This window comes from Nonomuraea sp. 3N208, from assembly GCF_052245935.1.
Lineage (GTDB): Bacteria > Actinomycetota > Actinomycetes > Streptosporangiales > Streptosporangiaceae > Nonomuraea.
In genome coordinates this window covers 17280-40765 of sequence record NZ_JBQQBR010000037.1, presented here as the reverse complement: position 1 = coordinate 40765, position 23486 = coordinate 17280, and the positions used below count along the sequence as shown (strand labels likewise).

Here is a 23486-nt window from a genome sequence, read left to right as displayed (position 1 = left end):
GCCAACCTTCGTAATCGTCCAGTCCGGTGGCTCCCACTTGAGACCTCGTGATCCCCCTCTGGTCGCTGACCGTACGGGTGCGCACATATATTGCACGGCGGGCCGCCGGCGCAGAACACCCAGGACGCGAACGCAGAACCTGCGGATTAAAGGGTTGATACGCCGAATATCCGCGCCATAGGTTCCCTGGAGTGCTGAGCGATTTCCTTCATCCGGCCGACCGCGCCCAGTCGTGGGACGACTGCGACGCCGATGTCCGCGAATATGTGACCGGCACGCCCGCGGCCGTCGGCATCCCACTTGTCGGCGCCTATCTGCACGGTTCCCTGGCGATGGGCTGCTTTTACCGCGCCAAAAGCGACCTGGACCTGCTCCTGGTCGTCGAGGAGCCGCTCAACGACCGGCAACGGGAGCACGCCTCCCTCGCCCTGGCCACGCGAAGCGACCGGCGGCCGATCACTGGCGATCTGGAACTGTCCATCCTGACCCGCCGACAGGCGCGAGCACACGAGCATCCGCGACCCTACGAGGTGCACTATTCCGCCGCGTGGACGGAGCGGATCCTGCTCGGCCAGATGGACTACGACGACCGGCATCAGGCCGATCCGGACCTGGCCGCGCACATCACCGTGACACGTGGCCGGGGCGTGACCCTGATCGGGGAGCCGCCGCAGGACGTCTTCGCGCCGGTGCCGGCGTCCGACTACAAGGCGGCCGTTCTCGAGGACCTGGCGTGGGCACTCAAGGATGATCGCCTGCTGGAATCCCCCTATTACGGGGTGCTCAACGCGTGCCGCGTGATCGCGATGCTCGAAAGCCCCCCGGGAACCGTGCTGAGCAAGGAGGAGGGAGCCCTGTGGGCCCTGGAGGAACTGCCCGAACGCCATCGGCCGATCGTGGAGCAGGCGCTCGCGTGCTATCGCAGCGCTCGACCGGTCGCTCTTGAGGAACGGGAGACCGACGGCCACGCATGGGACGCCGACGCCCTGCGGGCATTCGCCGCCCACGCCCTGCAGCACGCGGACAGGGCGGATTGAGGGCCGCGCCCTCTTTCGTCTACGAGAAGCCGCGCGGTCATGCGTGCCTGGAGGCTTGAGCTTCCACTGCTCCTGGGGTATGGCGATCGTCTTGGCGACAAGTGATCCACGATGCGCCCTCGCATAGCCCTCTGGCGGGATGATCCGGCTTCCACCTCAACCGCCTACGAACTCCAGGGCCGCGCGGCGATCATCCCGGAGCCGGAGGCATTGAATCCAATGGCCCGCGATGCATGGGCATGTGCGTCGCGATGCTTGTAGTCCTAGAGCCTTGGATGCCCGCAGTAGCAGATGCTGGTCCACATGCGGCCTAGGTCGGTGGACTGCTCGGGTCCGGCCCGCATGCGGGGCAGGCAGAAGGTTGGTCGCCTGCCGTGTGAGGCGGCTCTTCCATGACGACACTGTACGGCGCGGCGGCGCGCCGGCGGTCGGTGCGTTGGTTGGGTACGGCGCGGTGGCCGTACGGCGATGCCCCGCGCGACCGGCCACCAGGCCCCAGCGCGGCCCAGGGACGCCGGCGCGGGGCGTACGGCGGCACGGCGCACCGCCGCTTGACACGACCGCCGATCACCGTATGGGTGTCCTCGTCCTTCTGGCCCTCGGATCTCGGGGTAGGCATAATCACCGGTTATGTCGATGACGCCCCTGACCGGCCCGATGTGTACGCGCGAATCACTCGCCGCCGAGTTGCGTGGGATTGGCGTTCTCCCTGGTGAGACCCTTCTCATGCACTCCTCCCTCAGCTCGCTCGGCTGGGTCTGCGGCGGTCCTGAGGCCGTCGTTCAGGCGCTGCTCGATGCCCTTGGTGACGACGGGACTTTGGTGGTGCCGACGCACTCGGGGGACAACTCGGATCCGGCGGAATGGGGCAATCCGCCGGTGCCTGAGACATGGTGGGCGGATATCCGTGCATCGATGCCGCCCTATGACCCGCGCACGACACCAACCCGCGGTGTCGGTGTCATCCCGGAGACAGTCCGCAATTGGCCGGGCGCCGTCCGCAGCGCCCATCCGCAGACTTCCTTCGCGGCCCTAGGTCCGCGCGCCACTGCGATCGTGGACGGCCACACGCTGAACTGCCAGCTTGGCGAGCGAAGCCCGCTCGCCCGCCTGGAGGAAGCAGAGGCGCGGATCCTGCTCCTGGGCGTGGGCTTCGCGACGTGCACGGCGTTCCATCTGGCCGAGTACCGGATTCCCGCGCCACAGGTCGATAACTCCTTCGCGGTCATGACCCCGCAGGGACGCCGCTGGAGGACCGTGCGTGACATTTCGATCAGCGACGAACGCTTCGGTGATCTGGGGGCGGCCTTCGAGAAGGAGCGGCCGGTGTTCCAGGGCAAGGTGGGTGCGGCCGAGACTCGGCTGTTCTCCCTGGCTGACGCCGTCGCATTCGCCGAGGTCTGGCTGGCCGAGCACCGGCCGCGTACTGCCTCGACCTGATGTCCCGCTCAGTCGCCGATCAGGCGGCTCGGGCGAGCTGGAGGGGCGGGGTAGTACGCGGCCGCCCCTGGCCGCCGGCGGGGGTCAGATTAGGTCCTCAAAGGCCCCGCTCTCGATTCCCCTCCCGAAGAACCAGACCGACCTGTCCTCTGATCCAGTGAAGATCAGAACGGGTCCGTCCGGATCTTCGCTATCCCGCAAGGCCACGGCTCGGCCACGTCCATGCTTGGGGTGCTCGGGCGGCAATGACACCGGCGTCATATCGACGCAGTCGCCTCCACCGTTCGTGTAACGACGCCACTGACGTGATCTCAGGGAATTGCCGGTAGATAGTTGTGCTCGAAATGGGTGAGGACAAGTGCTGCGCGGGCGATGTCGGGTACGGACACGCCGCGCTCGCGCAGCAACCGGGCGTAGGCGATCATGTCATCGTCGAACACCTTGGGCCGGCCGCCGTGGCGGCCGCGCTCGCGGGCCGAGGCCTGGCCCTCCAGCGACTTCTCGCGGATGTACTCGCGCTCGGATTCGGCCATGCCGGCGAAGAAGGCGAACAAGGCCGCCCCGTGCCCGGACGGATCGTACAGGCCCTGGAGCGGACGGGTGAGCAGCTCCAGCTCGATGTCATGGTGGCGCAGTTCCTCGGCGATGGTGAGCAACTCGGCGGCGCCGCGGCCCAGGCGCTTCATCACGTGCTCGGTGACGATGACCCGCTGATGCGGGACGGCCTGCTTGATGGTGCGGGCGTACTCCATCGCCTTGGCGAACTCCGGCCGCACCTTGACCCGGGTACTGATCTTCTCGGAGAAGATCGGCTCACAGCCCGCCTCGCGCAGCGCGTCGAGCTGGTTTTGCAGTTCCTGCTGGGCCGCGCTGCAGCGGGCGTATCCGACCCTGGTGAGCCGGGCCGCCGTCGCGGGCGTCACGGCCTCGATCGCCGGACCCGCCTGCCAGGCCCGTCCCGGGCCGCCCTCGGCCGGGATGCGCACCTCCAGCTCGGCGCGCAACTAGGGCACCAGCATGAAGCGCGGCGTGTGGTACTTCGGGCGACCGCGCAGTGGGAGGGCCGGTCGACCGCGCGCCCGCATCGAGGTTTACTGCTGGCGGCCCAGTATGAGGCGGCATCGGCCGGCCTGGCAGTCCTCTAAGCTCTCCACTGCGGCGTGCCGGGCCCTGGCCAGTTCAGCAATCTTGGCGTCGATCCGGTCCACCACAGCCTCCAACCGCCACCGCTCGCTGTCGCAGGTGGCACCGCCCTGATCATGGGCGGCCAGAGCGTCGACGACCTCATCCAGGGTGAAGCCCAGCTCCTGCAGGGCCTTGGCCATCCGGATGCGCTCCACCGCCGCGGCGCTGAAGATGCGATACCCCGAGGGTCTGCGCTCGGCGGCGGGCAGGATGCCGCGCCGCTCGTAGAAGCGGACCGTGTCCACGGTGACCCCGGCCTCTTGAGCGACTTCTCCGATTTTCACGCCGCTTCACCCCTTGACTCTGGACTCAAGTCCAGACTCTACGGTTGGAGTGATGGCGCTGCAAGAGCGCCGACAAGCCACCCCGAAAAGGAGCCCGCCGTGGACATCCCACCCGCTTCCACTCCGATCGTCTGCGACATGACCACCGCACCCGACACCACCCAGCAGCGCCTGGACGAGTACCGGCGCCTGTTCGGCCAGCACCTCATCAGCCGCGAAAGGACCGCCGAGGGCATCCGCTTCCGGCTGCGCGCCGAGCCCGGCGTCGAAGAGCAGGTACGGGATCTGGCCGAGCGCGAAAAGGCGTGCTGCGCCTTCTTCGCCTTCGACATCACCACCCACGGCGAGCAGGTGATCTGGGACTGCGCGGTCAGCGACAACGACACCGCCCGAGCCATCTTGGAGGGGTACTACCTGCTGCCCGAAACAGCCGCCCACATCCAAGGCGCCGACGAACTAAATAAGCACCTGGCCGACAAAGGACTGCACTTCATCGCCGACCCGAACGATCCCCTCCGCTACACGGTCGGCTGACCTCGCCACGCCGGGCGGAGCGGGCCCTGTTGCCTCGCAAGAGGAGAGTCGGTCGCAGGGCTTGCATCCGGTACCTAGGTACAGGCTTACCGTCGAGGTATGACACAAGACATTGCCTTGGACCAGGAATGGGTACCGTCTGCGTGCACGCTGCCCACCGCCGAGCAGCCCCTTCGGGTCGCCGAGTTCGACGGGTTGTTCGCCGAAGCGGTGCAGGCCCTGTCACGCCCGGATCGCACCCGACTACGACTGGAGCTGATCTTCAGCCCCGAGAATGCCGCACGGGCCGCCGAGCTGGCGGCGCGGGAGAACGGATGCTGCTCGTTCTTCACCTTCACCCTCACCATCGCCGACGGCAGCCTGGCGCTGGAGATAAGGGTTCCGCCGGAGCAGGTCGGGGTGCTGGATGCCTTGCAGGCACGCGCCAGCGCCTCGACCGCTTCGGCGTGAAGCGGCCACGCTCCGACTCCACGATGGGAGGACTGTGATGGAGCGCATCACGCGCGACGACTTGCTCGCGCTGCTGGACAGCGGGGCCGTGCAACTGGTGGAGGCCCTGCCGGCCGACGCCTTCGCCGCCGAGCACATCCCAGGCGCGCGCAACGTGCCCGGCCAGCTCACCGCCGAGCTGGCCGAGCAGGTGGCGCCCGATCCGGCGGCCACGGTGGTGGTCTACTGCTCAGGCCCATACTGCAACCGCTCCAAGATCGCTGCCGCCGTGTTCACCCGTCTCGGCTATGCCGACGTACGTGTCTATGTCGGCGGCAAGGAGGACTGGGCGCAGGCCGGGCTGGCCTTCGAGGGCAGTCGCGCGGGCACGATCACGGGCGCGGACATCGCAGCGGGACGGCCGGCATGACGCAAGACATCGACGGCCCGTACCTACGCACCGGGCAGGTGGCCGAGCAGGCCGGGGTCAACATCCAGACCTTGCGCTACTACGAACGCCGCGGGCTGATCGCCGAACCTCAGCGCAGCCCCGGCGGGCACCGCACCTACCCGCCCGAGGTCGTCACCCTGCTCACCGTGATCAAAGCCGCCCAGCGGCTCGGCTTCACCCTGGAAGAGGTGGCCGAGCTGATCGACACCGGCAGGCGCGGCCACCCCACCCCGGACCTGCGCGCCCGCGCCCAGGCCAAAATCGCCGAGGTGGACGCGAGGATCGCCGACCTGACCACCATCCGCCAGGCGCTGACCCAGGTGGTCACCGCAGGCTGCGACAGCCTGACCCACTGCACCTGCCCCGACTGCCCCCTGCCGTTCGCCGACCTGGCCACAGGCCGTAACCCCGAGGAGAGCTGACCGCGTGAGCACCCACCACGACCACCGCACGCCCACCACCGTGCCCCTCAGTGCCCCGGCAGCGCGCCGATCGAGCACGCCCCAGACGGTAGTGCTGGTCCGCCGCTGCGCAGCAAGATCACTGCCGCTCTGGCGGTACTTGCGTGCGCGGCCTGCTGCGCCCTACCGGTGCTGATCGGGGCAGGGCTGCTCACCGGAGCCGGCGCCGCGCTGGCCGAACAGACCCTACTGGCCGTCGCCGGGCTGCTGATCGCCACCGCCGCGGGCATGTGGTGGCTGCACCGCCGCCGCACCGCCCGCAGTGCCGCCACATCCGGAACTGGCTGCGGTTGCAACGGAAACGGCTGCGGATGCTGAACGCACGCCACTCGGTGGTGACCCGGCGGCGGCCCTGCCACCGGAATGCGCTGTACTACCGGTCATGACGATCGTCCGCTCCCTCCTGCTGTTCGCCCTGGCCGCACTCGCCGAGATCGGCGGAGCCTGGCTGGTCTGGCAGGGGGTACGCGAGCAGCGCGGCGTGCTGTGGATCGGGGCCGGCGTCATCGCGCTGGGCCTGTACGGGTTCGTCGCCACGCTCCAGCCGGACCCGAACTTCGGCCGCATCCTGGCCGCCTACGGCGGCGTCTTCGTCGCCGGATCCCTGGCCTGGGGCATGGTGATGGACGGCTTCCGACCCGATCGGTGGGACGTCATCGGCGCCTTGATCTGCCTGGCCGGTGTAGCCGTGATCATGTATGCCCCGCGCGGCTGACCCTTCCTACCTACGGAGCAGTGGTCAGTAGTTGGTCCACAGGCATTCAACGCCCCGGGCACTCCGTGCGGCTGCTACAACCGTTGCTACAGTCGGGCTCCAGAAACGACTCAGGGAGCCCCTTTTGATCAAGGAACTCCCTGGTCACACTGTAGAGCCGACGAGGGGAATCGAACCCCTGACCTTCTGTTTACAAGGGACTTCGAGGCTGTCCACGGGCGTCCGCCACTGTCACGTGCGCCTGCTCAGAGCCGCCCTTGTCTTGATCCACTTCCAAGGACGTACACCCGCGTCCAGGAACGTTGTTAGCACGGGCGCTAGCAAGATCAACGACATCTGTGGGGCATAGCTGACCCTTATGCGCCTTCAGCCCCGGAACCACCGGGGCCATTTCCCTTCACAATGCTCGCCGCGCCGCGTCGTTCCCACCAAAAGGGTGCCACGCTGCGTCACCCTGGCGTGCACGGACAGCGAGAGGAGGACCATGCACGAAGACCACGACCACGCCGTCACAGCATCCAGCGACCTGCATCCCTTCCGGCGACCTCCGTACGGCCTTCCGCTTCGGGACAGGCCCCGGCACCTCACCACATCCGACTCCCTCGGCTGGCGAACATACTCGACCCCAGCCCCGCCAAAGACATCGACCGTGCGAACCCGGGACCGGCTGACCCGGCCGGCGCTTGTCGCGGGTTTCTTGGCCTGCGTGGGCTTCGGCATCTGGTCGAGCACGTGGAGCGCGGACAGCGCCTCCCCACGAACGAACGCCACCACGATGCCGCCGCCACGGCTGAGCGTTGCAGAACGGCCGATCGGACTTGCCTCGACCTTGCCATCAGCGCCCGTGCCTCGCACGCCGCCGCCCTCAGCGACGCCCAGCTCAAGACCCAAGGTGTCGAAGGGCAAGGCGATATCGTCGGGAAGCCATCATCGATCACCCTCCGCTGCGCCGCGCAAGCGTCCTGAGCACCCAACGGAGGGCCCGCGCAGGAAGACAACGAGTCGCGTTGATCACGCGGAAGAACCCGAGCGTATCGATCGGAAAGACAGCAGCAAGAAGCGAGTGGCACCCCTGATCGCCGCGAAGTGCGACGAGCTGTTCCCGCCTTCCCGCCCTGAGTTCCGCGTCCGCAACCGCGCATGCCACCTGTTTTACGGATAGCGCGTTAACGGCAGGCAGCAAAGGTCCAACAGAAGGAGCTCCGGGCTCGGGGCCGACAGAGTGGCAGTCTCGCCAATATTGCGCTCAGATGGTCGCAATGCCGATTTTTGGCCGTCCGCTACCAAGCAAGGGTAATTCCGGTTGTTTATAGAGGTACATAGGGCATTTACCGAGATTGGCTAGTGTGCTTGACTCCTGCCCTGTAACCAACCCTCTGGGAGGGTCCATGGGGGAGTTCGTCGGGATCGACCCCAGCGGGGCAGAACAGCTGATGCGTCAAATGACCGTCGGCAAGGACGTCCTGGGCCGCACACGACCAGGGCTTGAGGCTGCCATCGCGGAGTCGGGCGCGTCGTGGACCGGTCCACCAGGAGTGGCCGCCATGCACCGGTCCTGGGCGTTCTTCGATGACACGCAGCGGGATCTCAAGTGGCGGATGGACACCCTCAAGCAGATGGTTCCCGCCTCGGAGAACGGCGTGTTGAGCGGGTTGTTCACGTTCAATAGCGAAGCGGAGGCCACTCGTCAGGGAAAAGCCGACGCGGCGCCCATCGTCGGGGCGCTCAAGCAGCATGAGATCGAGAACTCGGTGGAGAGCTGGCGCAAGGTGACCGCCGCCACGGCGGCGACCAAAGAGAAGTTGAACGATCCCGCTTACGCCGCTGCGCTGCTGTCCGCTCTCGGGCCGGACAAGTTCCGTGCGCTGTTCATGCACTGGATGGAAAACAAGGGTCCGGCCATGGACAAGGGACTGCCGCCCAGCGTGCTCAAAGAGGGAAGAGAGACCCTTGGCCCGCTGGCTGAGGCGTACGCAAACGCCGAACGCGCGGGAAGACTGGGCGAAGAGTGGGGCGAACAGTTCATCAAGACGACCCAGCCCGGCGTGTTGACGGCGCTTGTCGCGATGTCCAAACCATCGACCAAGCTCCTCAATCAGGTCGCGCTTCGGGTACTCGGCCGTCCGCTGACCGCAGACCTCCCGACAAGCCAGAACTGGAATCTGAACGTGCTGGTGGACGCGTATGACGCTAATCCGCAGGCGTTACAGACGCTGCTGGCCGAGAACAAGGACGCGGCGGGCTGGCTACTGCATCCGCAGCGTGCCCGGCAGAGCGGCATCCCCGACTTCGAGAAGAGGCTGGCTGGCGTTCTGGACAAGGCGTTGCGACCCGGCGCGGGAGTGGACAGCGTGCGCGACCGGGCGTGGTTCAACATCATTCGCGGGATGGGTGCCGAGGAGAGTCCGTGGATCGGAGGCTCGTGGGGCACGTTCAAGGACTCGCCGATCAGCGAGATCCTCGCCGAGAATGTTGTGCCCTATCTCGACCAGCTCGCCCGCGGACAGTCCAAGCGCGACTCGCCGGAACTGACACGGCTATTCCCCAGGGCGCCCTGGGACGGCCTCGACCCTGACACCGCGTCCCGGTTCATGGGCGGCCTCATGCAGGACAAAGACGCGGCAAACACGCTGATGAAAGCGATGCAGAACTACACCGCTGGGATGGACATCGGCCAGTTCAGGCCGTTCGGAGACGAAGCCATCCAGCGCGAGTTCACTTCCCGCGCCGCGCTCGCCGGAGGGGCGGCCAATCTGTTGCTGAGCGGCTCGGCCCATGCGGAGTGGACCGACGATGAATATGCGGACTGGCTCGCCGGGGTCGCACTGATACCTGTCTCCTGGCTCTCCAACAAATACTGGCCCATCGAAGACGCCACGACGGCCACAGGCCGTGACGTCGCGCTGGATGAGGCCAAGGACGGCCTCAAGGGAATGATCACGGATTACCTCGACAAGAAGACCCCGGCCACGGCCGCGACCGTCGCGGACGCCATCGTGCGACAACAGGTCCAGTGGATAAACGAATCGCTCGCCCAGCATGGTCAAAAGCCGTTGACCGAAGAGCAACAGAATGAGGTACGGATGGCGATCCGCGGCAGGCTCTACGACGGTTTGAAGAAGGCCCTGGAAGCGAGAGGAGGCTGAGCATGACCATTCCCAGCCAAGGTCAGCTGCTCCAGCAGGCCGCCGAAAAGGAACAGCTCGCCGCCGACCTCACCCGATACGCCGCACAACTGGCCGAGGTGTTCACCGGCGCGCTGGCCAGGCCGCAGGGTGCCGATGCCTATTGGAAGGGACCGGCTGCGGGCCGCTTCATCACGCAGGCCGTGCAACTGGCTCGTGAGGTCGACCTGCTCCGGGACGACTGCGCATCCACCGCCGACCGTCTCCGCAAGCAAGCCCAGGCCGCGCGTGCCGAGGCCACACAAATGCCCTCCTAGAGAGATTGCTAGTGCTGTGACCAGAAAGGTTCACCGGCCTGACCGTCCCCGCTTTCCACCTGGTGTCCCGCTTCCTCCAGAGCGATGACGGCCTGCTGCTCTCTCCGCTGGGGAACCAGAACCAGGTCGGCGTCGGAGGTGGAGGCGACGAACACCGGTATCGCCGCCTCTGCCAGCGGCGTGACGATCGCCGCCAGCATTCCAGGAACGTCCAGGCCGTGGGCTGTGGCCCCACTGTAGAAACCGATCCACCGTTCCGATGACTCCAGAGGCCGGACCGCACGGACAACGGTCAGCCCTTCTGGCCCGCGGACAAGCACGACCCAGTCGTCCCCGGGCGACGCCGGATGCGGCAGTTGTTCGATGGCGAACACTGGGGAAACGATGCGCAGGTGTTGAGCCGTAGGCGAGTTCATGGACGCATGCCTACCAGAGATCCTGCGACCCACGCTTGCTCGGCCAGTGGCGCCCGGCGAACGTTTCCGGTCACGGCACTAGCCGTCGCGCTGGTAGCAGCTGGTCTTGCCCACGATCATGATGTGCGGCTTCTGCCCATTGCGGACGGTCACGAAGAAGGTGATGCCTGTCTGCGGATTCCGCAGGACGGCGGCCCCGAGGTTCTCGTCGCCAAGATCGGCATCGTCCACAATCATGTTGTAACCGCGCAACTGTAGCCAACTCGCCATCAAACCGGCCACGTTCGATGGTGAGTGGACGTACGGCGGCCCGGTGAGGTCACCCTGCGCCCGGAAGAACCGCTGAACCTGGCCCTTCAAGCACCCCACTTCGCTTTCCCGGTCCGCTCTTTCGGTCGCGGCGGCGGATCCAGTCGCGGCCAACTCCCTTGAAGCGAGCAATTTGTCGCCGTCCGCAATGAGCTGCTTGGTCGCCTCGTCCAACGTCGGTATGTCGGCGTCCCCTGAGCAGCCCGTCAGCACCATGAGCGAGACGAGCATCGCGGCGGTCAATAACTTGCGGGCACCCTGGCGCACGACCCGGACACTACCTAACCCCCACTCCGGCGTACACCTTGTATGCGTGCGCGCTATGCGTCGGTAGCTCCGGCACGTATTGGGCACGATCAACCGCAGACGATTCAGTGACAGCCGGACGGCGCCGGACACATGAAGAAACCCTTGACCGACGTTCCCGCAGGTCAAGGGCGCTTTGCTGCTGGTCGAAGATGGTGCCCCGGCAATGGTGCCCCCGGCAGGATTCGAACCTGCGCACCCGGCTCCGGAGAGGATTGCAGGTTCGCTCGCAGACATGCTTCTGACCTGCTGCACAGATATTGCTCGATCAAGGTTATGGATGGCCCACAAGAGGCCCGTGATCATGCAAGGCAGCCTGTGCGGAGAAGACGTGGTCGTGCGGTTGACCATATGTCGACGGCGGGCCATGAGCTAGCCTTGATGATTCAAGCGTCTATCCGAATTTGGTGAGCAGTGCGGCTTGACGGACTGGCCAGCCATACCGGGCTGAAGACCGAGTAATTCCCTCGCTGCGGGCCACGGCGCCGTAGGGTTGCTATCCAGACGAGAGCCTTCCCAGTCGGAGGCGCATGTGACTGATGTCGAACCCCTGAGAGCGTGGGACCCAAGCAGGGTGGGATCCTTCCGGCTGCTCGGCCGGATCGGCAAGGGTGGACAAGGCGTCGTCTATCTAGGCGCCAACGATGCCGGCGAGCGGGCGGCGGTCAAGCTGCTACACGCCCGGTTGGGCGACGACCCCCAAGCCGGTTCGCGGTTCGCCAATGAGCTGCAAGCCGCCCAGCGGGTTGCTCCCTTCGCCACGGCGAGGGTCCTGGAGGCTGGCATGGATGGCAACGCCGCCTACATCGCCAGCGAGTTCATCGAGGGCCCTTCCCTGCTCAAAGTCGTGATGGCCAACGGGCCGCTGCGAGACGCGGCGCTGCATCGGCTCGCCATCGGAACAGCCACCGCACTCGCGGCCATTCACCGCGCCGGGGTCGTGCACCGCGATTTCAAGCCGTCCAACGTGCTCATGTCTGCCGACGGGCCGCGGGTGGTGGATTTCGGCGTCGCCCGCGTGGCCGAGACCGGCACCACCACCAGCGAGGCGATCGGTACCCCTGTGATCCTCGCGCCGGAGCAGATCGCCAGTGACGAGGTGGGCACGAAGGCTGACATCTTCGCCTGGGGAGCGACGATTGTCTTCGCAGCGACTGGTGTCCTGCCATTTGGGAGCGACTCGGTGGCGCAAGTGCTGTACAGAGTCCTCTATGACGAACCCGATCTGAGCGCGCTGCCCGAGCCGTTGCGCGACGTGGTGCGCTCCGCATTGTCGAAGGCGCCGGCCTCCCGCCCGTCGGCCCATGACATCTTGCTTCGACTGCTGGCTGTGCAAGGTAAAGCCAACGAGGTCCAAGGTGCCCTCACGGCGTCTGTCGCATCGGAGGCTGTCGCGGACGACACCGATCTCCCCCTGGACAGGATGCCTACCGAGGCCTCCGCACGTCGGACTGCCTTTGCGGCCCTTACGTCGGGCATCCTGGCGGGCATCGTGGCGGCCTTGGTGGGCCTTACCGCTTTCCTGCTGTCGACCAGGATCACCGTTACAGGGTCGGCATTACCGACACCGGCGTTATGGACAGCGGGTGCGGCGATCCTGGCGACGTCGCTGATCGTCTTCCTCCGCAGGAGGAGGGTTTCCGAGAAAGCGCACGCGCAACGAGGGCTGGCACTGCTGGACCGCGGCAGGGCTGATGCAGCGGTGAGAGCGCTGCAGGATGCAGCGGACGCGTTGGCCGGCGCCGAGCGGCTCCAGGCTCGTGCCAACCTCGCGGTCGCGCTGCGTGAAGCTGGACGTCTCGCCGAAGCGGAACGGGAACTGTCCGACGTCCTGCCCACCTTGCGACAGGTCCTCGGCGACGATCATCCGGACACCCTCGCCACTCGTGCCAACCTCGCCGCGGTGCTCGCCGACGACGGCAGAACGGATGAAGCCGCCGCCCACCTGCGCGAGATCGTATCCGCCGCCGCCCGTGTCCTGGGCCCCCACCACCCGCAGACCCTCACCGCCCGCGCCAACCTGGCCGCCGCCCTGACCGGCAGCGAACAGACCGATGCCGCGGAGACGGAACTGAGGAAGGTGATACGCGCTCGGCAGCGAACTCTCGGCCACGAGCATCCCGACACGTTGCGCGTGTCGGTGAACCTGGGCTATCTGTACCTGCGCACCGGCCAAACAGTACGGGCTCAGGAGTTGCTGGGCGAGGTCGCCGAGACCGCCGCCCGCGCCCTGGGCGAGGGGCACCCCGTGGCGGTCCGTGCCCGTGCGGGGGCCACCGGCGCGCAGGAGGCGGGCCGGTGAGGAGAAGCCGGGTCACGCTCACGATCGCCGTCGCGGCCGTCACCTCGGCGCTGGGCATCGTGATCAATATCGCCACAGACTTGAAAGACGACCCACGGGCCTGGGGCGCACTGGTTCTCCTCACCCTGTTGTCCGGTGGCGTGACGGCCGCCGTCGACGGGAGCGGGCCGGCGGGCGGAAGGGTCACCACGGTGAGTGTGACCAGGTGGTGGAGGCGCCTGGGTGCACCCCGTTTCCGCCGGTCGTCCAAGGTGCGCGGGATCATCTTGCAGATCGAGGTGGAGATTCGCCCGGATGGTACCCGGGTCGAGCGGACCTCGGTCTTCTCAGAGAGCGTGGCCATAAAGCTGACCGGTCAACTCCACCACGGCGATGTCCCCACGGAGTCCGTGCAGACTCCTGAGCCGGGCGATGGGCCTTGAGCGGCGGTCGCTGTACAGCGGCCTAGCAGATCAGCTGGGCATCGTGCGATGTTCGCCCCGGTCAGAAGGCGAAACGCCTGGTTGAGATGAGTGCCCCCGGCAGGATTCGAACCTACTGACTGTGTACGAGCCCGAGTTTCGCCGACTTGGGCGCTCGCCTCAGATGCCTAGATCCGAATCGGAGCTTGACTCCTGACCGCAGGCCGTGCGAATGGGGCGAGGGTCTGGCGGGTGGCGGTCGACGGGGACCGAGTGAATGCCTGAGTTGATACCGGACCTGGAGTCCCCGGGCGCTCGAGCCCTTGCGCAGAACGCGGACCTGCGGCGGGCTGGGGCCACGAACTGCTGATCGGATGTCGAGCCGTCGAGCGGCAACAGCGGACTCGAGGTCGGCGCGGTCCCGATGACGACACCGGAGATCTCCCCCGCGGTCGCCGACGGCCGCATCGATGCCGGGATCACCCGCGGTGAACAGCCGGGCCGTGGCGTGCGCCGGTTCCTGCTGCGGCGTATGCGCGTCGGGGTCCAGCTGGCGCAGCACCATCCGCTGGCCGAACACCCGGAGATCGAGATCGCCGACGCGGCCGCGTATCCGCTGCGACTCCCGGACCGTACGGCCAACCCCGTGATCCACGATCAGCTGTCCGCACTGTTCCGAGACACCCGACCACACCCCCGATTCCACACGCCCGCAGTCTCTTTCGACATGTCTCAGCGCGACCTGCGCGACGGGGTCACCCTCGCCCCGGCCGGAGAAGCCGCGGTCACGGCACAACCGGCCGGTCTCACCTGGCGACCGCTGCGGGGCGCGCCCAGCCTGACGATCCACCTGGTCCTCCCACGCGAGCAGTCGCCGCTACACCGCCGCATCCGTGCCGTCGCCAAAACCCTGGCGCACGAGCTGCACTGGCTGCCGGACTGACGCGCAAGAGGTCAAGCGAGACGGACGCCTGCGGTGGCGAGCCCGAAGACCTTGCGCCCGGCGGACTTCGCGGTGATGACGACGGCGGTCTTGCTGAATGTCCGACACGACCTCGCTACGCCGGCGGATCAGCATCCGATGATGGCCCCGGGTCCGGTCCGAGTCGTACACCGCGCGGCGACGCGAACTCGAAGTCATCAACCGGCCGCACGACTCCACCCGGCACCACGGACAATCCAGCCACACGCGGCATCCTGGATCAACAGCAGGCACTACATCGCAGACTTAACCGGAACGTTGCAAGATCTCTCGCAAGGTAAGTCCGGAACTCGCAGAGTTCACACGAACCGAACAGTGGAAACCGGATCCGGTCTGATCTGCGCTCGGGCGTATCGCCAGATACCTTGGTCCGGCTATAACTCGATCTTGTAAGAAATGATTGACATGCTTGGCCAAAATTAGGCAGAGGTAGCAGTTCGGTGTTAAGTGCCAGGGTAGGTAGCAAAACAAGATCTCTATCAGACTCATCTGGGTGACTCAAGACGCGTGGGGAATGGCCCTCTTGGCGCCAAGAGTCGGCGGACGAAGCCGAGGCCAGCTGTACAGCCAGCGTCCAGCAGGGAATCACATCGCAGACCGGACACATCCAGGTGAGATGAAATGCGCCAAAGGGGTTCGGGGGCTCTTATGGCAGTACTGATCTCAGCTGCGGCATCTGCCGACGACTCCTCGCCTGTGCTGGCGGTCCTGGCCTTCCTCACGGTCCTGATTGCGGCTGCGTTCGCCGTTTGCATGATCCTTCGCTTCCCTCGCCAGGTCACGATCCTCGGGCTCCTGCTCGGGGCGATCACAGCCGTCGTCTACCTCCCAGGAGGAGAGCGGTTTGGTGAATGGCATGAGCGTCTGCCCTGGATCGAACGCGGAACTGACCTGGTCTCGCGTGGGGGCGCCTTGACCGTGCGCTGGGCGGCCGAGCACTTGGCGCTCTTGATCGTAGCCGTGATCTTCGGGGGAGGGCTTGTCCACCTTGCAATCAAGGCAATCAAGTCCAAGATCGCTTCACGCGCTGAAGGCGAAGCCCTCGACGTCGAGTGGAGACACATAACAGCCCTCGACGAAAACGGCGCCGCCCTACTTGACGATGTCAGCCTCAAAGTCGAACGCGGCAAGATGGCCGCCGTGGTGGGGCCGGCCGGTGCTGGCAAGTCGACGCTGATCAAGGTTCTTCTGGGAGAGTGCCGGCACACCGTTGGCGGCACGGTCCGGCTCCAACCGCCGGGCGGGGTTGGCCGTCCGCACCGAAATAAGATCCGATACGTTCCACAATCAGGAACTGACGATCTTTACCCGGACCTCACGGTATACGAAACGCTGCGCTATGCCGCCGGAGTCCGCGGACGACGTGCTGTCAAGAGTCGGGTCAACGATGTGATCTCCCAGCTGCGCCTCAGCGGTCAGCGCGACCAACAGGTGAGGACGTTGTCAGGTGGAGAGCGCCGCCGAGTGTCAATCGGTGTCGAACTGCTTGGGCACCCACAGTTGCTCGTCTTGGATGAGCCAACGGCTGGCCTGGATCTCGGCAAAGATCTGGATATTACGAGGGATCTTCTATGGCTCAGCGCGAATCTTCCCTCCACGGTGATCATAACCACTCACACGACCGCCCACTTGGGCCTGGTAGACAAGGTGGCAATTCTGGACAAGGGAGGACATCTGGTCAAGGAGCCACCGCCAACCACTAACCAGGGTTGGAGCAACCTCATGGGGGCGGCTGGAGAAAACGGAGCGGAGGCAGCCAACCGGCCGCCTACCGGCATACGATACGAACCTTCGCCGTTCCTGGTGGGGCTGGGCTTCGTTTCGGGGCTTTGGGATGGCGTTGCGACGTCAGATCCTGCTGGTATGGAGACGGGGGCTCAGGTCGCTGATCACCCTGCTCATCATGCCTCTGATCGGGGCATTCTTGGCCATTGAAGCCTCGCCCGGCGGCCTGAAACCCTCCCCTGACATGAAGAGCGTTCAGGTCTTGGCGATTCTGGTGACCGTCGCTGCCCTAACTGGATCCTCGTTGACTTACACCGACCTGGTCCATGACCGTGACGTGCTCCACCGTGATCATCGGATCGGGGTGAGCGCCACCTGCCTGTTGGCAGCCAAGACGATCGTCTTCGGGGTCATCTGCGGCGTCATGGCGGTGGTGATGACATCCATTTACCAATGGGGACGGGACCTGCAACCGAAGGCTTACGGGTGGCACCCCTACCCGTTGCTCCTCTTGGTGATCTTCCTTGTCATGATCTCATCTCTGGGATTGGGCATGCTCATCTCGGCGATAGCGAAGACCCTGGAGCAAGCAGTCACCCTGAACACGCTCCTCGCCATGTTGCAAGTGGTACTCAATGGCTCCCTCTTTGACCTAACCTACCGGCCCCTGCAGCTATTCAGCCTGATACTGCCTGCACGGCTCGGCTTCGCCGCTATGGCTTCCGCCTCCAACCTGAATCAGTACGACCCGACCGACGACGCTCTGTGGGACCCCAGCTTCGACCAGTTCCGCTGGCTGCTGGTCAGAATGGCGATCGTCCTCGTTATAGCGATAATCGCGGCAATCTTTATCACAGAGAGGCACTGGCGCGGCGCCTCACTCAGGCGTCGGTTGTAACAGTCAAAGGTCGACCAGCGGACGCTGCAATCACCGGAGGGTGGTCGGGAACTGCAGCAAAGCCTTCGGGCGGACGGTGGTCACGGCCAGCGTCCTGTGGCTCGTTCAGACATCGATTACGTCCACGATTCGCTCCCGAGCTCTGCATGTTCAGTGCGGGCCATCACCCACTCAACACGCTCTTGCTGGGGCGACTCAGAGGCGTGGCCGCTGCGTCATCGACGTGCATGCCGTTGTCCTCGATGGAGGTGAGTACGAGCATCTGGGTGTCCTGGAGGTTACGCCGGGCGATTCGCCTACCTGACTCTCTGGTCACATTGAGAAATATTCCAGTTACTCAATGTCAGTGTCCGGCGAACGGCTCAGCTGGTCCAGTAATCCAATTTCCCGTCAGTAACACCTCTTGGCCGAGCTTGTCTCGCGCGTGTCACAGGCAAGCATAAGCCTACATAAAAGAATTTGTTCTTCTGTCACCTTTATATGCAGATTGACTGACAGTCGCTTGGACTGCCTATGCGCATCGCGGCCTGTCTGGTTTGCGCCGAGCCCAACGCTAATGGCTGAAGGTAGATAACGAAGCCCAATCTTCCGCACCTGTCAGAACTAGCTTCTTGAGCTGCGCCTTGCCTTCGAACTTCGCCACATCTACGAAGCATGCACAGCGACTTAGATCGTATCCCTGCATGCAGCATACGCCTATGCCGACGATTTGCAGTCCGCGGGCCGTTGCAGTCAATTTCTCGTCTAGGATAGGAAGGGGAATTCGGCTGACAATCTCGGCGGCGAAAGTCCGCTCTAATGAACCTCCCTTAAATAGTCCAACGAGGAATCCGGCCACCTTGCCAATGCCTGCGTGAATCTGCTCTTTGCCCTCCAAAACGTCCCGCGCGATCTGCGCTAACGTTTGGCATCGTTTCCCGTTCCAGCGTTTGGTGAGTTTGGCCCATGTCTCTTTGCTGGCATATTCGCAGGCGCGATCGGTGGCCGCAGCTAAGGCGCCCTTCTCAATGGCGATTTCGAAATAGTCTATGGCCTCCTTGATCAGTCGTTTTTCGCGTTCCTCGGCTCTCTGCGCGCGCAGGCTGGAGCGCGGTAGAGGCGGAGGCGCGCTTGCGGGGCTCCGTCTAGAGTAAGGCGAAGCTGGCTTTGGGGGCTTCCTCGCCCGTTCACCGATCGCTAACGCTGACAAACCTTTATGGAGATGGCAGCGTTGATTAGGTCCGGCTACAAGATTCTTGCAGGGAGTGCCGTCGCTAGTAGGCGCTCGACACTTGTGTTTGGGTGACCTTCTGCGGGATGTCACAAGTTAGAATGCTGAAACGTGCGGCTGAAGCAGTCAATGTAACGCGAAGGTCTGTATCTTGTAGAAACGTTGGGCGAGTAACACGGCTGTCACATAGAGCGCTTGAGGCGTATGGGCATCGTCTATGGCGAAAGTTATCGGGGACCTCACGCGTACTATTGCGACTCAATTGAGGCTTGGGCTGAGCAGCCACATGGTCATCCCGTACATGTTCCGGGCTCATCAGAGTCTCCACCAAACTCGGCATGGTTCAAGTGGTGGGCTTCTGCCCGAGGCTGGGCAGCAGGCTCTCCCACCCTTCCCGACGTACTTGGTCGCGTATGGTGGGGGCGGTGAGGACCTGATGGATTACCTCAAGTGCGGAATTATCTAACCTTTCATCATTGATTTTGAAATGAGCTGGCGCTACCTCACGGTTCCCCCACTGCTGTACAGCAGTCCGCCTCGTCAGCGGTCCTCCTCATCCGCCCGATGCCAGCGATCCAGTCGAGCCCTGACCGTCCGCTTTCAGGCGAACAATCACCCTGCTCGGCTGGGTCAGGTGCGTGTGGACGATGGCGCGGATTCGTCACCGTGCGGGGACGTTGCGGTCGTACTGCTGTCATCTCTGCCATGGCCACCCCGGTGCCGGGGTCCGACGAAGGAGGGCCTCGGCGTCGATCGCCCTACCCCGCATGGCGGGCACCGAAGTCCGCGATCGTCACGGCCTCAGCCGCCAAGCCGCCTTCTTATCCGCAGTCATGGCAAGGCTGTCAATCAACGTGCGTACGCGTCCGGGCCGTGCTCATTGCGCATGTCGGCCTCCCAATCCCTGTCCACTCCCCTCTGAAGTCGTCCAGGCCCCGGGTTGGATCCGTGTCAGCAAGGTCGACCGATAGCGACCACCTCGCCCGTCGTGGGCAATTCAGCACCTCAGCCATGGTCACCTGGTGACGTGACTCAACGATCCCACGGCGGAGAGGCACGGCGACGATCGGCCCCGCCGCAGAACTGGGGCACCGAAGTCCGCAGTCGCAATGCCGGCACTCTGACTGCAGCCGACGCCTGCAGCTGTATCGAACGGATTACAAGCCCGAAGCCTCTGCCGTGGGAGAGGCCCGCCACCTACGCTGATCTCATGATGCAGCGTGGAGACAGCGTTGACCCGCGGATACTCTACAAGATGGACCCTAAAACGCTTGGTCGAGGCGGATACGCAGAGGTTAGAGGCGCCATCCGCCGAGAAGATGGACTGCGGGTGGCGTTGAAGAGATGTAATTCGACACCCGACGCGCTGGCTCGACTCTATAGAGAGATAAACGCGCAGCGAGATCTAGCTCATCCAAACATCATGCCGGTGTGGGACTTTGACCCCGGCTATCACTGGTACACAATGCCTCAGGCGGAAGGAACCCTCACCGCGCGCCGCCCACAACTAAGTGAGGACGATTTTGCAAGCCTGCTGGTAGATGTGTCGAGAGCGCTTGATGTAGCACATAATCAGGAGCATATCCATAGAGATTTGTCGCCGAACAACATCCCACTGATAAGCGTCCCTGAGTCACAAAGCCCCAGATGGGTGATATCCGACTGGGGCCTAGTCTTGCGGCCCCCTACCAGCTCCTCACCACCCCTGACCGTAACCGGTCAAGGAGTAGGTACGCCTGGCTTTAGTGCACCCGAGCTGATGGTGGACGCTAAATATCAATCAAGCAAAAAGGTAGATATTTATAGCATCGGGCGGCTAGCCGAGTGGTTTCTCAGCGGCAAGTGGCCTGTCCATGGCATCTACCATCTACCCGATGGAAAGAATCAACACTGGCGCCAGTTCATACGGGCATGCGCAGCGCCACAACCGGAAGATCGACCGGCCTCATTGAGCGACGTTCGCACGCTTCTGCAGCAAGTCTTCGAAAGTAAGGATCAACCCCCCTCTGACCGAGCCAGGACACTTCTCGCAGGCATCCTGTCGGGGAGCAGAGAGGATTTAAGCGCCCTGGTAACTCTCGCTCTCGGGCACACGGACGATGCCGACGTATATCTCGACAGCCTTGCGCTAGTTCCGTCAGCTAAGTTGCACAACTGGACAGTATCGGAGCCTCGACAAGCATCCATCTTGGCACAGCAGATGGCTTGGCATATCATCAACAGTTGGGGAGATCGCGACAGCTCCTATGTTGACGCCCCCCTTGGATGCGTTCACGCTATCCTTCAAACGCTGGTCGAGGGGAATGAACTAGGCCATGCTGAAGACGTCGCCCTCCAGTACTTCCTTGCGGATATGTATACCCAGAGCGGGCGGCAACGGGACCGGACACTTGAGTGGCTTGCTGACTTGGATGGAGCGGCAGCTAGGGTCATGCACCGAGTCCTCACACCGCGACGCGACCTCGTCACCTACTATAAGCAAGCGCGGACTTGGCAACCACGCAGTGACCTTCTCAGCGCGCTTCTAGTGCAGTGAACGAAAAAATCGACGCGCGCCGTGGCGATGATGACCGCCGCCGTGGTGCAATAGACTAGTGACGCTACCCAAGATCCACTCCTCCGAGCACGGACCCCTCCTGGACGCTCACCCAGACCCCGTACGGGTCTTGGAGACTCCGTCAGGCCGCGGGCGTAGCCATGGCACCAGCTCTAAGGCCTCATTTGATCGCTGGTTTCGGTATCCTGCCGGGTTTGCCTCTGACTATGCAGCACATCTACTTTCGGCCTTGAACCTGTCCCCCGACTCACTGATCCTTGATCCTTTCGCAGGATCAGGCGTTATAGGCACGGGATGCCAGAGCGCCCATCTCCGCTTTTTTGGAATAGAAGCCCATCCTCTCGTCGCCGAACTCGCCAACCTCAAGCTCAGGCCAACGCCGGGCCCTCCGACAGAGTTAAGGAACGAGGCCACTCGTATCGCCGACATTGTTCGAACGAAAGCTGTGGCTACAAAAAGGCGAATAGAGAGACTCCAAAGTACAGAAACAGACCTGGTAGTAAGGTCATTCACAGGGCCAGTTCTGGCCGAGTTGACGGCACTGCGTGACGAAATAAAACAGGGTAGTCGAGTCAAGTGGGAGCCGTATCTCAGATGGGCCCTACTCGCTACTCTTCGAGACGTCGCTGCTGTAAAAGTGGGCTGGCCATATCAACGTCCTGCAGCCGCGAGAAAGCCTATACATTCCGACCCGATCTCGAGGTTTTTGGTAAGAGTTCACTGGATCAGCGAAGATATCGCGATTAGGTCCGATGCGGACGCAGGCCTGTCCCGAGTCGTTGCCGGCGACTCGCGAAATCCTGACGCGTGGTCACTCGAAGAGCAACTCGGTCAGGGGTGCATCTCGTCACCTCCATACCTGAATAACTTCGATTACGCAGACGCAACACGGTTGGAACTGTACTTCTGGGGTTATGCGTCGAGTTGGGCGGAGATGTGTGCCACTGTTCGAGTTGATATGGTAACCGCAACGACCCAACAGAGCAGCGCTCCTGCTGCACAAGCGGCGGTCCAGCAGCTCCTCCAGGTAGGAACATTCGGCGACCACCTTACACCGCTAATCGCTGCGCTGAAGGACGAAAGAGCTGCTAGGCCGAGAGGAAAGGAATACGACCAAGTTCTACCAGACTATTTCGCAGCGATGGCTCAGGTGCTGAAGAATTTGGCAGCAGCTATTGAACCGGACGCTCTAAGCATATGGCTCATCGGAGACAGCGCACCCTATGGTGTCTACGTCGACACGCCCGCGCTCATCGGTAAACTTGCTGAAGAGTACGGCTTCACAGTAGAGAAAGACGTGACCATGCGAAAGCGTGGAGCGCGTTGGGCGCAGAATCAGACTCGTCACAACATCGAGCTGACCGAGCGTGCGATGCTCTTCCGCCGAACCTAGACAAACGTTATTGGGCTCTTTCCTGTTCCACATGGGCATCCGCGTACGCGGATACGATGCGGTCGGTGACTTTGATCGTATCCGCAGGACGTTCATGGACCATGGATTGGTACGCAAGTTCTTCGGCGATCGCACGGAAGGATCTAACGAGCTCAGCGATGCCAGCTCTGAGCTTCGCCTCAGTCAATTGCGGTCGGCGAGCAAGGTCTTTGCCGATGAATCGGATTACCTCATCTTGGTATTGTGCGGGCACATAAAGCAACCTGCCAGACCCCTCTTGTTGGGGGACAGTAACTAGACGATGCGCTAGCCGACGACGAGCTTCGCTGAGAATATAACCGCCTGTTAGTTTATGTTCTGAAGAAGACTTCTTTCTGCCCGATGCGATCGTCTCTGCGAAACGTATAGCCGCATGGTGGATTGCTTGATCGATAAGTGCGCCTTCAGAGGACTCGCCGTAGTCAATGATGGCAGTTTCAGGTGTTGTGGATCGATTGATAAGGAGAGCTATCACTAGACCTACTGACGGAGCTTGTAGAACCTCCTTCCCCGTGCCAGCGCTCAGGTCAACAGTCTGGATTAGCTTTCCCATGCACCAGGTGCGATAAAGCTGAAGCGCCCTACCTTCTGCCTCCATGACCTCTTGCATAGCAATCACCACGTGGTCTTCATTTGGGTTCTTGCTGCGCAGTATGCCAAGTGCAAGGCGAGCCTCAACACCAACGATAAGCCGATTCTCGCCCACATCAACTACAAGAGACACTCCCTTTTTATGCATCCGCTGGTACACGCTGGCCGGCGTTGTTTCTATATCCGACAGACGTTGCCGGAGCGTAAATCCTCGCAGAGACGGATCGAAAAACTTCCTGCACTTGGAGAGGTCTGCTTCCAGGTCGCCTGGGAGTTCAGAGTAAGTCAGCTGCCAGAGATGCGTAAGATCCTCGATGAGAAGTGCAGCCTCCAAATCAGCAAGCACTGTAGGTAGACCAAAAAGTGTAATGTGATTCAT

Annotated in this window: 23 protein-coding genes and 1 pseudogene; 17 read left to right on the top strand and 7 right to left on the bottom strand. The window is 63.5% G+C overall.

Features of this window, described 5'->3' with window-relative positions; all coding sequences use genetic code 11:
* Positions 1-191 precede the first annotated feature (191 nt).
* Together ACTWPT_RS42820 and ACTWPT_RS42815 are read left to right on the top strand one after the other, a co-directional pair.
* A complete protein-coding gene (locus ACTWPT_RS42820; protein WP_443183277.1) occupies positions 192-1037 on the top strand; it encodes an aminoglycoside adenylyltransferase domain-containing protein in 846 nt (281 codons plus the stop codon).
* A gap of 630 nt (positions 1038-1667) precedes the next feature.
* The gene (locus tag ACTWPT_RS42815) at positions 1668-2477 is read left to right on the top strand and encodes an aminoglycoside N(3)-acetyltransferase (protein WP_443183276.1); all 810 of its coding nucleotides are present in this window, start codon (positions 1668-1670) and stop codon (positions 2475-2477) included.
* A gap of 84 nt (positions 2478-2561) precedes the next feature.
* Here ACTWPT_RS42815 and ACTWPT_RS42810 read toward each other — a convergent pair whose 3' ends face one another.
* From ACTWPT_RS42810 to ACTWPT_RS42800, 3 genes are all read right to left on the bottom strand, one after another.
* Complete coding sequence (locus ACTWPT_RS42810) at positions 2562-2792, bottom strand: DUF397 domain-containing protein (protein WP_443183365.1); 231 nt, start codon at positions 2790-2792, stop codon at positions 2562-2564.
* On the bottom strand, positions 2789-3481 hold the full coding sequence (locus ACTWPT_RS42805) for a recombinase family protein (RefSeq protein WP_443183275.1): 693 nt from the start codon (positions 3479-3481) through the stop codon (positions 2789-2791). Before ACTWPT_RS42805 ends, ACTWPT_RS42810 begins: the two co-directional genes overlap by 4 nt.
* An 87-nt stretch (positions 3482-3568) precedes the next feature.
* Positions 3569-3946 (bottom strand): MerR family transcriptional regulator, encoded by a 378-nt coding sequence (locus ACTWPT_RS42800; protein ID WP_443183274.1) that lies wholly within the window; start codon positions 3944-3946, stop codon positions 3569-3571.
* A 99-nt stretch (positions 3947-4045) separates the two neighbouring features.
* Between ACTWPT_RS42800 and ACTWPT_RS42795 the strand changes: the two genes are divergently transcribed.
* The 8 genes from ACTWPT_RS42795 (at position 4046) to ACTWPT_RS42760 (ending at position 9978) form a co-directional block, all read left to right on the top strand.
* The gene (locus ACTWPT_RS42795; protein ID WP_443183273.1) at positions 4046-4480 is read left to right on the top strand and encodes a hypothetical protein; all 435 of its coding nucleotides are present in this window, start codon (positions 4046-4048) and stop codon (positions 4478-4480) included.
* Positions 4481-4579: 99 nt separating this feature from the next.
* A complete protein-coding gene (locus ACTWPT_RS42790; RefSeq protein ID WP_443183272.1) occupies positions 4580-4930 on the top strand; it encodes a hypothetical protein in 351 nt (116 codons plus the stop codon).
* 37 nt (positions 4931-4967) lie between these two features.
* Positions 4968-5339, top strand: a complete 372-nt coding sequence (locus tag ACTWPT_RS42785; RefSeq protein WP_443183271.1) for a rhodanese-like domain-containing protein — start codon at positions 4968-4970, stop codon at positions 5337-5339.
* Positions 5336-5782, top strand: a complete 447-nt coding sequence (locus ACTWPT_RS42780) for a MerR family transcriptional regulator (protein WP_443183270.1) — start codon at positions 5336-5338, stop codon at positions 5780-5782. The genes ACTWPT_RS42785 and ACTWPT_RS42780 overlap by 4 nt, the downstream gene beginning before the upstream one ends.
* A 168-nt stretch (positions 5783-5950) precedes the next feature.
* The gene (locus ACTWPT_RS42775; protein ID WP_443183269.1) at positions 5951-6139 is read left to right on the top strand and encodes a hypothetical protein; all 189 of its coding nucleotides are present in this window, start codon (positions 5951-5953) and stop codon (positions 6137-6139) included.
* 64 nt (positions 6140-6203) lie between these two features.
* A complete protein-coding gene (locus ACTWPT_RS42770; RefSeq protein ID WP_443183268.1) occupies positions 6204-6536 on the top strand; it encodes a YnfA family protein in 333 nt (110 codons plus the stop codon).
* 1388 nt (positions 6537-7924) lie between these two features.
* Positions 7925-9682, top strand: a complete 1758-nt coding sequence (locus tag ACTWPT_RS42765) for a hypothetical protein (protein WP_443183267.1) — start codon at positions 7925-7927, stop codon at positions 9680-9682.
* A 2-nt stretch (positions 9683-9684) separates the two neighbouring features.
* A complete protein-coding gene (locus ACTWPT_RS42760; RefSeq protein ID WP_443183266.1) occupies positions 9685-9978 on the top strand; it encodes a hypothetical protein in 294 nt (97 codons plus the stop codon).
* A gap of 8 nt (positions 9979-9986) precedes the next feature.
* Here ACTWPT_RS42760 and ACTWPT_RS42755 read toward each other — a convergent pair whose 3' ends face one another.
* The gene (locus ACTWPT_RS42755) at positions 9987-10352 is read right to left on the bottom strand and encodes an ACT domain-containing protein (RefSeq protein ID WP_443183265.1); all 366 of its coding nucleotides are present in this window, start codon (positions 10350-10352) and stop codon (positions 9987-9989) included.
* Positions 10353-10472: 120 nt separating this feature from the next.
* Complete coding sequence (locus ACTWPT_RS42750) at positions 10473-10970, bottom strand: hypothetical protein (RefSeq protein WP_443183264.1); 498 nt, start codon at positions 10968-10970, stop codon at positions 10473-10475.
* A gap of 613 nt (positions 10971-11583) precedes the next feature.
* Here ACTWPT_RS42750 and ACTWPT_RS42745 point away from each other — a divergent pair.
* The 5 genes and pseudogenes from ACTWPT_RS42745 (at position 11584) to ACTWPT_RS42725 (ending at position 17317) form a co-directional block, all read left to right on the top strand.
* Positions 11584-13311 carry a protein kinase domain-containing protein gene (locus tag ACTWPT_RS42745; RefSeq protein ID WP_443183263.1) on the top strand — a complete coding sequence of 576 codons (1728 nt, stop codon included), beginning with the start codon at positions 11584-11586 and terminating at the stop codon, positions 13309-13311.
* On the top strand, positions 13308-13733 hold the full coding sequence (locus ACTWPT_RS42740) for a hypothetical protein (protein WP_443183262.1): 426 nt from the start codon (positions 13308-13310) through the stop codon (positions 13731-13733). Before ACTWPT_RS42745 ends, ACTWPT_RS42740 begins: the two co-directional genes overlap by 4 nt.
* Positions 13734-14130: 397 nt before the next feature.
* Positions 14131-14655: pseudogene (locus ACTWPT_RS42735) on the top strand (LysR substrate-binding domain-containing protein); the annotation flags it as partial.
* A gap of 687 nt (positions 14656-15342) precedes the next feature.
* The gene (locus tag ACTWPT_RS42730) at positions 15343-16629 is read left to right on the top strand and encodes an ATP-binding cassette domain-containing protein (RefSeq protein WP_443183261.1); all 1287 of its coding nucleotides are present in this window, start codon (positions 15343-15345) and stop codon (positions 16627-16629) included.
* Positions 16529-17317, top strand: coding sequence for an ABC transporter permease (locus tag ACTWPT_RS42725; RefSeq protein ID WP_443183260.1), 789 nt, complete (start codon positions 16529-16531; stop codon positions 17315-17317). The genes ACTWPT_RS42730 and ACTWPT_RS42725 overlap by 101 nt, the downstream gene beginning before the upstream one ends.
* Before the next feature lie 553 nt (positions 17318-17870).
* Here ACTWPT_RS42725 and ACTWPT_RS42720 read toward each other — a convergent pair.
* Positions 17871-18506: a hypothetical protein gene (locus tag ACTWPT_RS42720; RefSeq protein ID WP_443183259.1), complete on the bottom strand. Its 636-nt coding sequence runs from the start codon at positions 18504-18506 to the stop codon at positions 17871-17873.
* Positions 18507-19737: 1231 nt separating this feature from the next.
* Between ACTWPT_RS42720 and ACTWPT_RS42715 the strand changes: the two genes are divergently transcribed.
* The gene (locus ACTWPT_RS42715) at positions 19738-21063 is read left to right on the top strand and encodes a serine/threonine protein kinase (protein WP_443183258.1); all 1326 of its coding nucleotides are present in this window, start codon (positions 19738-19740) and stop codon (positions 21061-21063) included.
* 250 nt (positions 21064-21313) lie between these two features.
* Complete coding sequence (locus ACTWPT_RS42710) at positions 21314-22477, top strand: hypothetical protein (RefSeq protein WP_443183257.1); 1164 nt, start codon at positions 21314-21316, stop codon at positions 22475-22477.
* Positions 22478-22484: 7 nt separating this feature from the next.
* Here ACTWPT_RS42710 and ACTWPT_RS42705 read toward each other — a convergent pair whose 3' ends face one another.
* The gene (locus ACTWPT_RS42705) at positions 22485-23486 is read right to left on the bottom strand and encodes a hypothetical protein (protein ID WP_443183256.1); all 1002 of its coding nucleotides are present in this window, start codon (positions 23484-23486) and stop codon (positions 22485-22487) included.